The organism is Methylobacterium jeotgali (genome assembly GCF_022179345.1).
Taxonomy (GTDB): domain Bacteria; phylum Pseudomonadota; class Alphaproteobacteria; order Rhizobiales; family Beijerinckiaceae; genus Methylobacterium; species Methylobacterium jeotgali.
This window is the reverse complement of record NZ_BPQR01000108.1, coordinates 1-11,770: the sequence shown is the minus strand read 5'-3', so window position 1 is coordinate 11,770 and position 11,770 is coordinate 1. Positions and strand designations below refer to the sequence as shown.

The following is an 11,770-nucleotide window of genomic DNA, read 5'->3' as shown; positions in this document are numbered from 1 at the left end:
CCATGCGTGCCACGAGCGCATCCGCGTCCTCGCGGAAGCGCTCGTGGCACGCATGGAGCGTCACCGCCTCGCCGAGGCCGAGCCGGAGCTCGACGGCTTCCTCGTCGCCCGCACCCGGTCGGACATCGATGCGGAGCGGATGCCCGGCTTCGTGCAGGACTATCTCGGCGCGATCCTGAAAGATCAGGGGTAGCCGTAGCGGGACTTGGCCGCCGAGAGCAGCGCGAGCGCCTCGCCCTCGCGGCCGGCGGCGCAGGCGGCCGAGGCCTTGGCGAGATCGCCGCTGAAGCGGGCGCCGACGGGCTGGTTCAGGTTGCCCGTCGCGACGTCGCTGTCGACCACCGCCTGGGTGCGGGCGATGGCCGGTCCGCAGCCGCTTCCCGTCGGCAGGACCGGCGGAGGCGGGGCCACCGCCGCGACGGGGGCGGGGGCGGCGGCCTTCTGCTGGCAGGCGCCGAGCGACAGGGCGGCGGCGGCGAGGACGGCGAGGCGGATCGGCTTCACGGCGGTCTCCCAGCCCGGCGGCAAGCTTGGCCGGGGCCGCGATCTCTGCCCCGCCGGTCCGGTCCGGTCAATCGGCGGCGTGCGGGCCTACTTCACCGTCTCGGCGAGGCCCTTGAGGCCGGCGGTGTAGATGCCGGAGATCACGTCCTTGGCGACCGTGTCCGGCACGCCCTTCGGGTTGAAGGAGCCGCTCCAGTTCACCGTCGCGCCCGAGCCGTTCGGAGCCACCATCAGCGTCGAGGTATAGTCGCTCACCGGCAGCGGGCTCTCGAGGATCGTGTAGGAGTAGGACATCACCTTGTCGTCGCGGGAGACCTGCTCCTCGACGATGCTGCCGCCGCCCTTGAGGGCGAGGGTGCGCACCGGCTTGCCCTCCTTCTGGGAGATCGTGCAGCCCGCCACGGCCGGGTGCCACGCCTGGATGCCGCAGAAGTCGCCGATCGCCGCCCAGACCTTGTCCGGAGCGGCCGCGATCTCCGTCTTCTCGGCGATGTCGATCGCCCGAGCCGGCGTCGCGGCGGCGAGCAGGATCGGCAGCAGGACGTGCGGACGGATGCGCGGCATGGCGTGGGGTGTCTCCTGCCTGTTCGTGCCGCCGCCGGGATCGGGGCGGCCCTCTCCGGGGCAGGCCGGCAGCTAGCGCGGCGGCGGGGCGGCGGCAACGGCGGCAGCCTCGCATCCGCCCGCTTGTGTTCGCGGCCGCGCGGCGATACCTACGATGCCCACCTTCGGTCCGCGCATGATCCGCACGCGGCCGATCTTCGAGGAGAGACGAGCCGTGGCCTGCGCCGGCTCAGCACCGTCGAGCGCCCGCGCCCTTCCGGCGCTGCGTTCGCGCGCGCTCCTTCCCGGCCTGCTCCTTACCCGCCCCTGAGGGCCGTCCGGGCGCCTGCGCCTGGGCCTTCAGGGGATCGCGCCGCCACGACGAAGGGCAATGGCGCCCGACTCCGCCGAGCCGGAGCGCGCCGCGACAGGGTTCAAGCGAGACGACCATGACCGACACCGCCAAGCCGACCTCCCCGGAATCCGCCAAGGGCACCTCGTCCAAGGACCGGGTGCTGATCTTCGACACCACGCTCCGCGACGGCGAGCAGTGCCCCGGCGCCACCATGACGCTCGACGAGAAGCTGGCGGTCGCCGAGCTCCTCGACGCCATGGGCGTCGACATCATCGAGGCGGGCTTCCCCATCGCCTCGAACGGCGACTTCGAGGCGGTCGCCGAGATCGCCCGCCGCTCGAAGCGCGCGGTGATCGCCGGCCTCGCCCGCGCCATCCCCGCCGACATCGCACGGGCCGGCGAGGCCGTGCGCCAGGCGCCTCGGGGCCGCATCCACACCTTCGTCTCGACCTCGCCGATCCACCTCGCGCATCAGATGCGCAAGACCGAGGACGAGGTGGTCGAGATCATCGCCCGGACGGTGGCCCAGGCCCGCGACCTCGTCGAGGACGTGGAGTGGTCGGCGATGGACGCGACGCGCACGCCAATCGACTACCTGTGCCGCTGCGTCGAGACGGCGATCCGGGCCGGCGCCACCACGATCAACCTGCCCGACACGGTCGGCTACGCCACGCCGTCCGAGTACCGCGCCATGTTCGAGGCGGTACGCGAGCGCGTGCCGGATTCCGACAAGGCGATCTTCTCGGTCCACTGCCACGACGACCTCGGGCTCGCCATCGCCAACTCGCTGGCCGGCGTCGAGGGCGGCGCCCGGCAGGTCGAGTGCACGGTCAACGGCATCGGCGAGCGGGCGGGCAACGCGGCGCTGGAGGAGATCGTCATGGCGATCCGTACCCGCGCCGACGTGCTGCCCTACGCGACCGGCATCGAGACCCAGATGCTGACCCGCGCCTCGAAGCTCGTGAGCCACGCCACGAACTTCCCCGTGCAGTTCAACAAGGCGATCGTCGGCCGCAACGCCTTCTCCCACGAGAGCGGCATCCACCAGGACGGCATGCTCAAGCATGCCGAGACCTACGAGATCATGACCCCGGAATCGGTAGGCGTCGCCAAGACCTCGCTGGTGATGGGCAAGCACTCCGGCCGCGCCGCCTTCCGCACCAAGCTGACGGAGCTGGGGCTCACGTTGGCGGACAACCAGTTCCAGGACGTGTTCGACCGTTTCAAGGCGCTCGCCGACCGCAAGAAGCACGTCTACGACGAGGATATCGAGGCGCTGGTCGACGAGAACCTCGCCACCTCCCGCGACCGCATCCGGCTGGTGTCGCTCTCGGTGATCGCCGGCACCCACGGGCCGCAGCGCGCCACCATGAAGATCGACATGGACGGGCGCACCCGCACGGAGGAGGCGGACGGCAACGGACCCGTCGACGCGGTGTTCAATGCCATCCACGCCCTCGTCCCGCACGAGGCGGCGCTGGAGCTCTATCAGGTCCATGCCGTCACTGAGGGCACGGACGCGCAGGCCGAGGTCTCCGTACGCCTCAAGGTGGGCGAGCGTAGCGTCACGGCCCGCGGCGCCGACCCGGACACGCTGGTGGCTTCCGCCAAGGCCTACCTCTCGGCCCTGAACAAGCTCTCGGCCCAGGCCGTGCGCCTGCATGCCCAGCACGTCGCGGCGGAGTAGCCCGGGAAAAATGCGCTCCGGGGGTGGACACCCCCCGGACGCCTTGCTATCAGCCGCCTCCTCGCGGGCGGGCTTGGTGGCCGCCCGCCGGTCGCTCCGGCGATCGGGCGCATAGCTCAGTTGGTAGAGCAGCTGACTCTTAATCAGCGGGTCCTAGGTTCGAACCCTAGTGCGCCCACCAAATAACCCCCACAGAATAAACGTTTTTCCGCAAGGCGCCCCCGGGGCGCCTTTGTCGTTTCCGGGCCTTGGGCGGGGTTTGGGCGGGGACGCGCTACACCGGTGGGGCGGCCGCCCGAGGTTCAGACGCTCGGATGAATTCCCCCGTCCGGCCCCGGCATTCCCTCGCTCGTGTGAAATCAGAAGGGGCCCCGGTTCGCGCCGGGGACCCCTCTCATGCCGCGGCAAGCCCCCCGGCCGGGGCGCGGCCGCCGTGCACGGGAACCGCGCGGCCAGGGTCTCTCAAGCCGAGCGATTCGTAACCGCTTGGGCCCGTCAGGTCACCGTGTCCGGGGATGGCGCGGAGCGCCGTAGACCCACATGCCGCCCTCGTATGTGCCGATGGTGAAGAGCACCCGCTCGGCGGTCCAAGCCTGCGCGCCGAATGTCTCCATGTCGAGGTCGTCACGGTCCCCCGGCTCGCCCCCCTCCGGGTTCACCCAGTCCTCCGACGAGAGCTCGATGATGGAGAGCCGGCGCCGGGCCTCATCCTCCGAGACCGTCCGATCCCCGATCTGCCACGCCGCGATGTGGGCGCCGTCGGCGCGCGAGAGGAAGAAGTCGTACATCGAGGTCTTCATGCGTTGCGGCCCCTACGGCTTCGCGACTGGGCCGCCCGGAACGATGCGCCCCGAGATCTGGCGGCGGTAGCGCCATGCCAGGTAGGCGGCGACCTGGCACTGACGCGGGGTGAACGGGCGGCCGCTGTCGAGCCGGCGCGCCAGCTCGCGGGCTAGCTTCTTGTCCGTGCTGCCCACCGAGTAGGTCACCGCGCCTGGCGACAGGGCGGCCGCCCTCGTGCTCGCGAGGTCCTGCATCTCCCGCCAGATCCGCCGCAGGCGCTCGCGCTTGTCACGGTCGCGCTCGGCCATCACCTCCTCGCAGGAGAGGTCGAGGGAGGCGCACATGCGGGCCATGGTGGCGCGGATGCACTCCTCGTAGGTCATCTCAGCCATGGAAGGACCCCACGGCGGGAAGGTCGGCGTCGCGGGTGCGGGCCGGCGGATCCAATGGGATGACGTAGGCGGTCGGGTTGCCCTCGGCGTCGAACTGCATCCCGGACGCCGGCGGCGTGGCGGCCTCCCCGGCTGGCAGCGCGACGAGTTCGAGCGGCTCGAAGCTGGGCAGCCCCGGGATCCTCGGGCGGATGTCGCCGTCGATGAACGGGTCGTAGGGACGGGCACGGCGGGCGGCGAGCGCCCGGCAGCGGATGGGATGCGCCTTCTTCATGCCCATCAGGCTACCCTCGGCGCGGGCCGGGAACAGGGGTCCTGCCGCCGGTTGCGGTAACCATGTTGACGGCGGTGAGGGGTCTGGATGAACTCGTAAATGAGTTATCCGGGGGCCTAGGGCGCCCGACCCTAGCTATATGAGTTGCCCGGCGGCCGACGTCGGCGACCGCGTTAACCATGCGATTCCGAGAGTGGCCTCTATACGCGACATCCGGACCGCCCCATCCCCGCGATGTCGCGTATACGAACCATTCGGCCTCCGGCGTCGGCGACCGTGTTAACCATGGCCGCCTCCTCGTGGTGGTCCACTACTTTACGCTCTGGACGGTCTGATGGACATCGAGGAGATCCTGCTCTGCCCCGTCCCCGAGGATCCCCGGATCCCAGGGACACCGGTCGGCCGCGTGGGGTCGGTCGGCCTGGCGAAGCTCACCCGCCGCGTCCCCACGATGGGCGCGGTCCTCTCGTACGAGGGCAGGCAGGCCTATGTCGACGGCCGGCCGGTCGAGCATGCCGTGCTCGCCGAGGCACTGTTGCGGGCGGTCGTGGCGGCGGCGAATAGGCTGTGGGGCGACCTGTGGGTCGCGCCCCTCGTCGCCGTGACGCGGCTCGGGCAGCGCACGGCCCAGCGCGACCGGATCATCAAGTTCGGTCTGCCCACGCCCGTCTTGAAGCTGCTCGGGTCCGCCGCGTACGTCGACCACCCCCGCGCCGTCGGGTACCAGTTGCTCGCCGTCGCAACGGTATGGGACGAGATGGGCAGCGACGATGAGGAGCACCACCGGTCCGGCGTGCTCTCGCACAGCGACCGCGAGGACCTCGACCGCCGGCTCCATGGCGTCCTGCGCGCGGCCCAGGGCCTCGTCGAGGAGATCCGCGAGGAGACCGACCTGGCTCGACGTATCCGCCTCGGGCTAGAGACAAAATCTTAACGAGTCGCGCGGTATCCAAGGGGGCCTGTCACGTGCGGCCTAAGCCGGCGAGCAGGACCTCATAGCACGCCCGCGGTGATACACGGGGCGTCTCCGGAAAGGGATCCGATGACCGACGAGATCCGGCGCGCTCAGCGCGCCCGGGCGCAGCGCGACGCGTCCACGCCCCCCGACACCGTCACCTTCCCCGCCACCCTCCGCCAGCTCCTAGACGGCTGGCCCCTGTACTGGAATCACCCCGGGGCCGACCTCCTGGCGTGGTCGCGCTCGCTCCGGCGGGACGGGCTCCCCCGCGGCCTGCGCGACGCCCTGGCCGCGCTCGACGAGGGCACCGTCACCGCGCCCCTCGCCGCCGCGCTGGCAGAGGCGTTCGCCGAGGCCGCCGCCGACACCCGGCTCACGAAGGCGGTGCGCGAGGACTGCCGGGAGCATGCCTCGCGCTGCCGGCTGAGTGCCGCGTGGCTCGGTGACTATGACTGCGCCGTGCGGGCAATGCACGAGGCCGACGTCTCGCTGGGCGGCTCGTTCGACGACTGCGAGCGATGGGCTCTGATGCTTACGCGCACCGAGCTCTCGTACGTGGCGCATCAGAACCTGCTCGGCACGCACGATCCCCAGCAGCCCGTCCACCGCGCCGTCCTGCGCGAGCGAGCGGGCCAGGAGCTCCTCGCCGAGGCCGAGGTCACGCGGTTCTGGGCGGCGCTAGACCGGGGCGAGAGCCGCTCCGCCCTCCGGGGCGCGGTCCGGAGGGGCCCGGTCCGCGACGACACGGGCGCGGACCCGCGCGACCCCGATTTCGACCCCCTCGACCTGGGAGAGGCCGAGGCGGCGCCCCCGGCCGGCGTCCGGGTGGCGGGGCCGTTGACGCACCTCGCGGACACGCGGGCGGGCCCGCGGGCGGAGTTCCGTGACGTCGCCGACCGTGTCCTGCCCGTCACGCCGGCGCCGGACCCGCAGGCCGTCCACGCCGCCCTACTGCGGCGCGTGCCGTGGGCACCGGCCCTCGCCGACGCCGTCGCCGGCGATCTCGTCGGGGCGCCCTACGCCCGCGTCCGGCCGCTGCTGCTCGTCGGGCCGCCCGGCTCCGGGAAGACGTCCGCCGCGCTCGCGCTCGGCGAGATCCTGGGCCTGCCGTCGACGCTCTATGGCGCGGGCGGAGTGGCGGACGGGATGTTCGGCGGCACGTCCCGGGCCTACCACACGGGCCGCGCGAGCGTCCCGCTGCAGGCCATCCGGCGGGTGGGGCGCGCCAACGTGCTCGTGGTGATTGACGAGGGGGACAAGGCGGCGACGGGGGACCACAACGGAAGCCTCGTTTCGACGCTGCTGCCGTACCTCGAATCGACCTCAGCGCGCCGGCTATACGACGTCTACCTGGAGTGCGAGGTCGACCTGTCGCCCGTCTCGTACGTCATCACGGCGAACGAGCTCGCGCGCGTCGCCGGCCCGCTCCGGGACCGCTGCCGCATCATCCACGTGCCGCGTCCCGGCCGGGAGCACCTCGCTGCCCTCGCGCCTCAGATAGCGGAGGCGCTCTGCCGCGAGCGGGGCATGCACCCGTCCGAGGCCGTCCTCGACGCGGCCGAGATGGAGAGCCTGCGGGCATTTTGGCGCGGCGGTTCTCTCCGGGAGCTCACGGCATGCGTCGCGGTCTGCCTCGACAGCCGCGCCCATGGTCCGCGGCATTGACGGGAGGACAGGACATGCACGCTCCCGTCCTCGACTACCTGCTGTCGACCCTCCGCGCCCACCGTGCCGCGGGTACCGTCCACCCCGAGGCGGCGCAGGGCATGGAGGCCTACATGCTCCACGTCATCCGCCTCGCGGACCAGCGCGCCATCACCGGGCCCGAGGCCCTGGTGGCGGCGAACAAGGCCTTCAACGGGGCCCTCGGCCTCCCGCACCTGCAGGAGGCGCGCCGTGAGCCCCGGTGATCCCGTCGCCGCGGCGGCCGCGCGGATCAAGGCGGCGTGGGAGAGCGGGCGCATCTGCCCGCTCTCCGGCAGGGGGCTCCGCGCCCGCGTCCTGCGCGCCGGCAGGCTCGTCCGGGCCGGCATGCTGTCCCCGGCCGAGGCGGCCGCCGTCGCCGCGGAGGCGGAGAACGTGGCGATGGCGTTCGCGCCCCTGCCCGTGCCGCCCCTCGATGACTGACGTCTACCGCAACCTCCGGCGCGCGGGCGGCTGCTGGTCGGTGCGCGAGGGCGGCCGCGTCGTCGCGCACGTCCCCGAGATCGCGCTGCGGGACGTGCGGCTGGTGGTGCAGCCCGGCGGCCGGGCGGCGTGCCTGCGCACCGGCGTCCGGTCGGTCCATGCGGTCGCGCGAGGCAGCCGCACCGATTTCGCCGGCGTCCCCGAGGGCGCCGTCGAGGTCGGCTACAGCCCCTGGCACGCCGAGGTTTTCACGGTGCGCCCAGGGTTTCATCAAGTATTGGCCTGTAGACTGATCGTATTCACAAGCAACGGAACGGCCTGGGCGCTCCTCTAGCGCCGGCCGGAGGATTCCCGCCATGACCGCGCGCCTATGGGTCCTCTCGGACCTGCATCTCGACGTCTGCCCACTCGATCTCGACCCGCCGCCGCACGACGTCGCGGTCATCGCCGGGGACGTGTCCGAGAAGCTCTGCGACCGCGTCCTGCCGTGGCTGCGGGATCGTTTCCCGGGGCCCGTCGTCTACGTGCCCGGCAACCACGATTTCTGGCGCTGCACGTACCAGCGCGAGGTCGCCGAGGCGCGCGAACTGGCGGCCGCCGCCGGGATCCACCTGCTCGTCGAGGGCGAGACGGTCGTGCTCGCTGGGGTCCGGTTCGTCGGCGCGACCCTCTGGACGGATTGGGACCTGCGACCCGAGGAGCGGGCCCGCGCAACGTCTGAGGGGGCGGTTCGGGCAGGCGGGATGCGCGACGTCCGGCGGATCAAGTGGCGGCGCGGGCCGCGGGACTACAGCGCGTTCCTGCCGCGCGTCTCCGGGAGCCTGCATCGCGAGCAGCGCCGCCGCATCGAGACCGCGCTGGCGGAGCCGTACGCGGGTCCGACCGTCGTCGTCACGCACCACGCCCCGCACGAGCGGAGCCTGCGCGGCGGCGGCTGGCGGACGCCTCTCGACGCGGCCTACGCCTCCGACCTGAGCGCCATCCTGGAGGGATCGCACGCGCCGGCGCTCTGGATCCACGGCCACATCCACGAGTGCCGTGACTACGTCGTCGGCGGCACGCGGATCGTCGCGAACCCCCGCGGCTACGTCACCGAGAGCGCGGGATCCCGCCACCGGGCGCCCTCGCAGGAGATCGAGAACCCGGGCTGGGATCCGGCCCTCGTGGTGGAGATCTGAGCATGCGCGCCATCAGTCTCGTGGTCGCCCTCGTGGCGGCCGCTCCGGCAAGCGCCGGCGTCATGGATCAGGCCCTGTGGTCCGCTGGGACGGTCGAGCGCCGCGGCCCCCTCAACGTGACGACGGGGCTGGATTTTAAGCGAGCGGCGCCGGGCGAGTGGCGCGTGCGGGTACGGTGCGAGATCCGTGACACCCGGACGGGGCGGTGGTCGGCGCGCACGGCGCGAGGCGTCGCGGTGCTGTCCATGGGGATGGTGATGGTCGACGTCGGGCGCCTCGGCCGTCTGGTTCTGTTCCCGAACGGCGAGCTCGCCGCCAACACGAAGGCATGCGCCTCGGGGACCGCCGACCTCGGGACGGGCGACTAAGCGATCGTTTCGTTTCCGGGGGCGGGACGGCAGAACTAAGCGCTCGCTTAGTCCGACCTCATCCCCACTTGTGCTCGCTCAGGCCGCGCCCGGTCAGGAACATCAAGAAATCTTTCCCCAACGGTGTAAGCGCGGCCCGAGTATCATCGTCGACGGGCTGGCGTTCAACGGCCACAAGCCCACGCGTGAGCAAGTAATCGCCCCACGCCTCGAAGGTCTCAGGCTTGAATATATCAGGATTGTTGCGCACGGCGGTGAGGGCATAGATCTCTTTGGCCTGCGCGACTGTTATGGGCCCTCGGACGTTCAACTCTTTCAAGGCCGTTATCTGACTCCCGAATATTAACCTATAAGTCTGCTCGTGATCGCGCTCGACCTGCGCCGCCACCGCGATCCGGACGGCCCATGCCATCTGAACGTCCACACCGCCGGGCACGACGGTCTCGATGCGGTGGCGCAACTCGGCCTCCAGCGGTCCGTAGACGGGGCTGGGGGGCGGGAGCTCCGGGAGTCTCTCGCCGGGCTCCGGTGATGGAACGGGCAGCTTCTCGGCCTCGGGGGCGTGCCGCTGCGCCTCGATCTGGGCGGCCGCCTCGCCGCCGGTCAGGTCAGCGGAGCCTCCCGGGAACGTGAGGGCTCGCAGGTCGCCGAGTTTCTTCCTGACCTCGGGGCGGAAAAGCCCTGCGAAGGCGAGGAGGCCGGCAACGATGACGAGGGCGAGTTGGGCGTTCGGATCCATGGTTAATGAGCCTGGGACGGCCTCGCCCAAACGCAAGCGGCCCGGGAGAGTTATCCCCGGGCCGCTGCGTAGCTAACTGGTGTTCGGTTCTCTTTACTGACGCGGGTAGCCGAGGCGGAGCTCACCCTGGATCCTGGCGCGCTCGGCCTCGCGCTCCTCCACGCGGAGGTGGGCGGCCCAGCGGTGCCAGAGCCACACACCGCCAAAAAACAACATGATTTCAATGGGGGTGATCCCCCACTCAGTGCCGCATGCAACCGGCAACCGCCGGCCGTGCTGCGGTGCCGCGAGGGATTGCCCAAGATTTTTTCGAGGCTCCTGGATGCCCGTCAGGGGGTCAGGATCGCATCGCCGGTCCTTCCCCTACCGGCCGGTGCGCGCGGCATGGCGTGGCGGCGACCCACGCGGCCTGGCGGGGCGTGTTTGAGGGTCTCGCGCGGGAAGGTTTCGGGGCGTTAACCTCGGACCCTCGGGACCGAACCGCCACGCTTGTGAAAGGACGCGACGCGACCCACACTGTGCAGGTTCGCGGGTGTGGTGCCCTGCGACGCCCAGCAGAGCCCGATGCCACTCCCCCCTCGCCAGCCCTACGCCGTCCCGCCGGCCCCGTCCGTCCTCATGGACCGGCCCGACGTCGAGACGCTGCTGTGCGAGCAGGAGGAGCGCACCGCCCTCCAGGCCAAGCTCGCCCACCTCCGCACCCTCCACGCCCCCCACGCCCGCGGCAACGCCACGGTCATCGTCGACAGCAAGTTCGCCGAGGGCGTTCATCTCCGCACGCGCGAGCTCGTCAAGGACCCGGCCGCGCACGCCGCCTCCCACATCTCTCTCCAGCGCCACTACGAGAGCCGCGGCGCCCACGCCCTCGCGCGCGTGAATGCCTTGATGTGGGCGGACTGCGAGATCTCCTCGGGCTCGCCCTTCCACGGGATGCCGCCCCATGAGATCGCCGGCATCCTGCTCGCCCGCATGGATGCCGCCGGGATCCCGCGGCCCTCCTACATCCTGTTCTCGGGCCGCGGCCTGTGGTGCGTGTGGCTGTCCCGCCGCCCCCTCAAGGCCCGCGTCCAGGCCCGCGTGCGCCGCCTCATCTGCTGCCTGTGGGGCGAGGCCGTCCAGACCGGCGCTGCCAACATCGAGCGCGTGAAGGCCAAGGCCGCCGCCAACGCCGCCATCTGGGCCGGCATGGACCTCGACTGGTCCGTCGGCGACATGGCCCGCGTCCACCGCGTCGCCGGCAGCACGAACGAGAAGAGCGGCGAGCGCGTCCGCCTCCTGTGGCCCGAGAGCTGGGAGGACGTGCAGCGCCACGACCTCGACACGCTCGCGGACGCTGTGTTCCCGTTCACCCGCGCCGAGACCACGCTGTACCGCGAGGAGCGCGACGCGCGCCGGGCCGCCCGCGAGGCGCAGGCCCGGGCCGAGGGCAAGCCGGTCGCGCCGTCGCGCCTGCGCACGCATTCCCGCGGGCTGTGGGGCGCCGTCGAGGCCGAGCTCCTCCGCGTCCTGGCCATCGGTCCCGAGCGTCTCGCCCGGCTGGAGAAGCGCGACCTGCTCTGCTTCCACGTCGCCGTCGCCCGGGCGCGGACCGGCGTTGGGGGCGACGCAGATTCCTGGGCGATGGAGTTCGGCCCCTACGTCGTCGGCAACGGCCTCACGCAGGAGACCCTCCGGTCCTACCTCGGGTCGGTCGCCAAGCGCCTGCGTGCCCACGAGGCCGGCGAGGTGCGGATGCACCAGGGCAGGGCCTACAGCCCGCTCTACACCCCGAAGCTGGACAAGGTCCGGTCCGACCTGAACCTGCCCTCCGACCTGTGCGACGAACTCGGCCTGACCCTGCTCCGCCCCGACGCGCCCGTCCG

General features: G+C 71.7%; 15 protein-coding genes, 1 tRNA gene and 1 pseudogene. 11 read left to right on the top strand and 6 right to left on the bottom strand.

The genetic code is table 11. The features are described from left to right. Positions 1 to 193, top strand: a pseudogene (locus MFF04_RS21825) (hypothetical protein); the annotation flags it as partial. Here MFF04_RS21825 and MFF04_RS21820 read toward each other — a convergent pair. Both MFF04_RS21820 and MFF04_RS21815 read right to left on the bottom strand, forming a co-directional pair. Beyond that, a complete protein-coding gene (locus tag MFF04_RS21820) occupies positions 184 to 504 on the bottom strand; it encodes a hypothetical protein (protein ID WP_238279089.1) in 321 nt (106 codons plus the stop codon). The pseudogene MFF04_RS21825 and the gene MFF04_RS21820 overlap by 10 nt on opposite strands. Before the next feature lie 87 nt (positions 505 to 591). Beyond that, on the bottom strand, positions 592 to 1,068 hold the full coding sequence (locus tag MFF04_RS21815) for an SRPBCC family protein (protein WP_238279087.1): 477 nt from the start codon (positions 1,066 to 1,068) through the stop codon (positions 592 to 594). A 428-nt stretch (positions 1,069 to 1,496) separates the two neighbouring features. Between MFF04_RS21815 and MFF04_RS21810 the strand changes: the two genes are divergently transcribed. Both MFF04_RS21810 and MFF04_RS21805 read left to right on the top strand, forming a co-directional pair. Continuing rightward, positions 1,497 to 3,089 (top strand): 2-isopropylmalate synthase, encoded by a 1,593-nt coding sequence (locus MFF04_RS21810; RefSeq protein WP_238279085.1) that lies wholly within the window; start codon positions 1,497 to 1,499, stop codon positions 3,087 to 3,089. A 105-nt stretch (positions 3,090 to 3,194) separates the two neighbouring features. Further along, positions 3,195 to 3,270: transfer RNA gene (locus tag MFF04_RS21805), tRNA-Lys, on the top strand. A gap of 319 nt (positions 3,271 to 3,589) precedes the next feature. Here MFF04_RS21805 and MFF04_RS21800 read toward each other — a convergent pair. The 3 genes from MFF04_RS21800 to MFF04_RS21790 are packed head-to-tail and all read right to left on the bottom strand — an operon-like array spanning position 3,590 to position 4,544. Next, positions 3,590 to 3,889: a hypothetical protein gene (locus MFF04_RS21800; RefSeq protein WP_003601498.1), complete on the bottom strand. Its 300-nt coding sequence runs from the start codon at positions 3,887 to 3,889 to the stop codon at positions 3,590 to 3,592. A 12-nt stretch (positions 3,890 to 3,901) separates the two neighbouring features. Continuing rightward, positions 3,902 to 4,264: a hypothetical protein gene (locus MFF04_RS21795; protein WP_003601496.1), complete on the bottom strand. Its 363-nt coding sequence runs from the start codon at positions 4,262 to 4,264 to the stop codon at positions 3,902 to 3,904. Further along, positions 4,257 to 4,544 carry a hypothetical protein gene (locus tag MFF04_RS21790; RefSeq protein WP_003601495.1) on the bottom strand — a complete coding sequence of 96 codons (288 nt, stop codon included), beginning with the start codon at positions 4,542 to 4,544 and terminating at the stop codon, positions 4,257 to 4,259. Before MFF04_RS21790 ends, MFF04_RS21795 begins: the two co-directional genes overlap by 8 nt. 328 nt (positions 4,545 to 4,872) lie before the next feature. Between MFF04_RS21790 and MFF04_RS21785 the strand changes: the two genes are divergently transcribed. From MFF04_RS21785 to MFF04_RS21755, 7 genes are all read left to right on the top strand, one after another. Then, entirely contained in the window at positions 4,873 to 5,472 is a 600-nt protein-coding gene (locus MFF04_RS21785) for a hypothetical protein (protein WP_003601494.1), read from the top strand. 108 nt (positions 5,473 to 5,580) lie between these two features. Next, positions 5,581 to 7,161 carry an AAA family ATPase gene (locus MFF04_RS21780; protein ID WP_017483164.1) on the top strand — a complete coding sequence of 527 codons (1,581 nt, stop codon included), beginning with the start codon at positions 5,581 to 5,583 and terminating at the stop codon, positions 7,159 to 7,161. 14 nt (positions 7,162 to 7,175) lie between these two features. After that, a complete protein-coding gene (locus tag MFF04_RS21775; protein ID WP_017483163.1) occupies positions 7,176 to 7,406 on the top strand; it encodes a hypothetical protein in 231 nt (76 codons plus the stop codon). Further along, on the top strand, positions 7,393 to 7,623 hold the full coding sequence (locus tag MFF04_RS21770) for a hypothetical protein (protein WP_017483162.1): 231 nt from the start codon (positions 7,393 to 7,395) through the stop codon (positions 7,621 to 7,623). The genes MFF04_RS21775 and MFF04_RS21770 overlap by 14 nt, the downstream gene beginning before the upstream one ends. Beyond that, positions 7,616 to 7,957 (top strand): L5-gp82 domain-containing phage-derived protein, encoded by a 342-nt coding sequence (locus MFF04_RS21765; RefSeq protein WP_017483161.1) that lies wholly within the window; start codon positions 7,616 to 7,618, stop codon positions 7,955 to 7,957. Before MFF04_RS21770 ends, MFF04_RS21765 begins: the two co-directional genes overlap by 8 nt. 22 nt (positions 7,958 to 7,979) lie before the next feature. Next, the gene (locus MFF04_RS21760) at positions 7,980 to 8,801 is read left to right on the top strand and encodes a metallophosphoesterase (protein WP_017483160.1); all 822 of its coding nucleotides are present in this window, start codon (positions 7,980 to 7,982) and stop codon (positions 8,799 to 8,801) included. A 2-nt stretch (positions 8,802 to 8,803) separates the two neighbouring features. After that, on the top strand, positions 8,804 to 9,169 hold the full coding sequence (locus tag MFF04_RS21755) for a hypothetical protein (protein ID WP_017483159.1): 366 nt from the start codon (positions 8,804 to 8,806) through the stop codon (positions 9,167 to 9,169). Positions 9,170 to 9,227: 58 nt separating this feature from the next. On the opposite strand, the gene MFF04_RS21750 is transcribed toward MFF04_RS21755, so the two are convergent. Next, positions 9,228 to 9,908 (bottom strand): hypothetical protein, encoded by a 681-nt coding sequence (locus MFF04_RS21750; RefSeq protein WP_017483158.1) that lies wholly within the window; start codon positions 9,906 to 9,908, stop codon positions 9,228 to 9,230. 564 nt (positions 9,909 to 10,472) lie between these two features. Between MFF04_RS21750 and MFF04_RS21745 the strand changes: the two genes are divergently transcribed. Next, positions 10,473 to 11,770 (top strand): hypothetical protein (locus tag MFF04_RS21745; RefSeq protein ID WP_238279082.1); only part of this gene is annotated, 1,298 nt, incomplete at its 3' end.

Bases quoted from the DNA above. Each gene is read 5' to 3' on its own strand.
- MFF04_RS21800 (WP_003601498.1), bottom strand. From the start codon at position 3,889: ATGAAGACCTCGATGTACGACTTCTTCCTCTCGCGCGCCGACGGCGCC.
- MFF04_RS21815 (WP_238279087.1), bottom strand. From the start codon at position 1,068: ATGCCGCGCATCCGTCCGCACGTCCTGCTGCCGATCCTGCTCGCCGCC.
- MFF04_RS21790 (WP_003601495.1), bottom strand. From the start codon at position 4,544: ATGGGCATGAAGAAGGCGCATCCCATCCGCTGCCGGGCGCTCGCCGCC.
- MFF04_RS21750 (WP_017483158.1), bottom strand. From the start codon at position 9,908: ATGGATCCGAACGCCCAACTCGCCCTCGTCATCGTTGCCGGCCTCCTC.
- MFF04_RS21785 (WP_003601494.1), top strand. From the start codon at position 4,873: ATGGACATCGAGGAGATCCTGCTCTGCCCCGTCCCCGAGGATCCCCGG.
- MFF04_RS21775 (WP_017483163.1), top strand. From the start codon at position 7,176: ATGCACGCTCCCGTCCTCGACTACCTGCTGTCGACCCTCCGCGCCCAC.
- MFF04_RS21810 (WP_238279085.1), top strand. From the start codon at position 1,497: ATGACCGACACCGCCAAGCCGACCTCCCCGGAATCCGCCAAGGGCACC.
- MFF04_RS21755 (WP_017483159.1), top strand. From the start codon at position 8,804: ATGCGCGCCATCAGTCTCGTGGTCGCCCTCGTGGCGGCCGCTCCGGCA.
- MFF04_RS21760 (WP_017483160.1), top strand. From the start codon at position 7,980: ATGACCGCGCGCCTATGGGTCCTCTCGGACCTGCATCTCGACGTCTGC.
- MFF04_RS21765 (WP_017483161.1), top strand. From the start codon at position 7,616: ATGACTGACGTCTACCGCAACCTCCGGCGCGCGGGCGGCTGCTGGTCG.
- MFF04_RS21795 (WP_003601496.1), bottom strand. From the start codon at position 4,264: ATGGCTGAGATGACCTACGAGGAGTGCATCCGCGCCACCATGGCCCGC.
- MFF04_RS21780 (WP_017483164.1), top strand. From the start codon at position 5,581: ATGACCGACGAGATCCGGCGCGCTCAGCGCGCCCGGGCGCAGCGCGAC.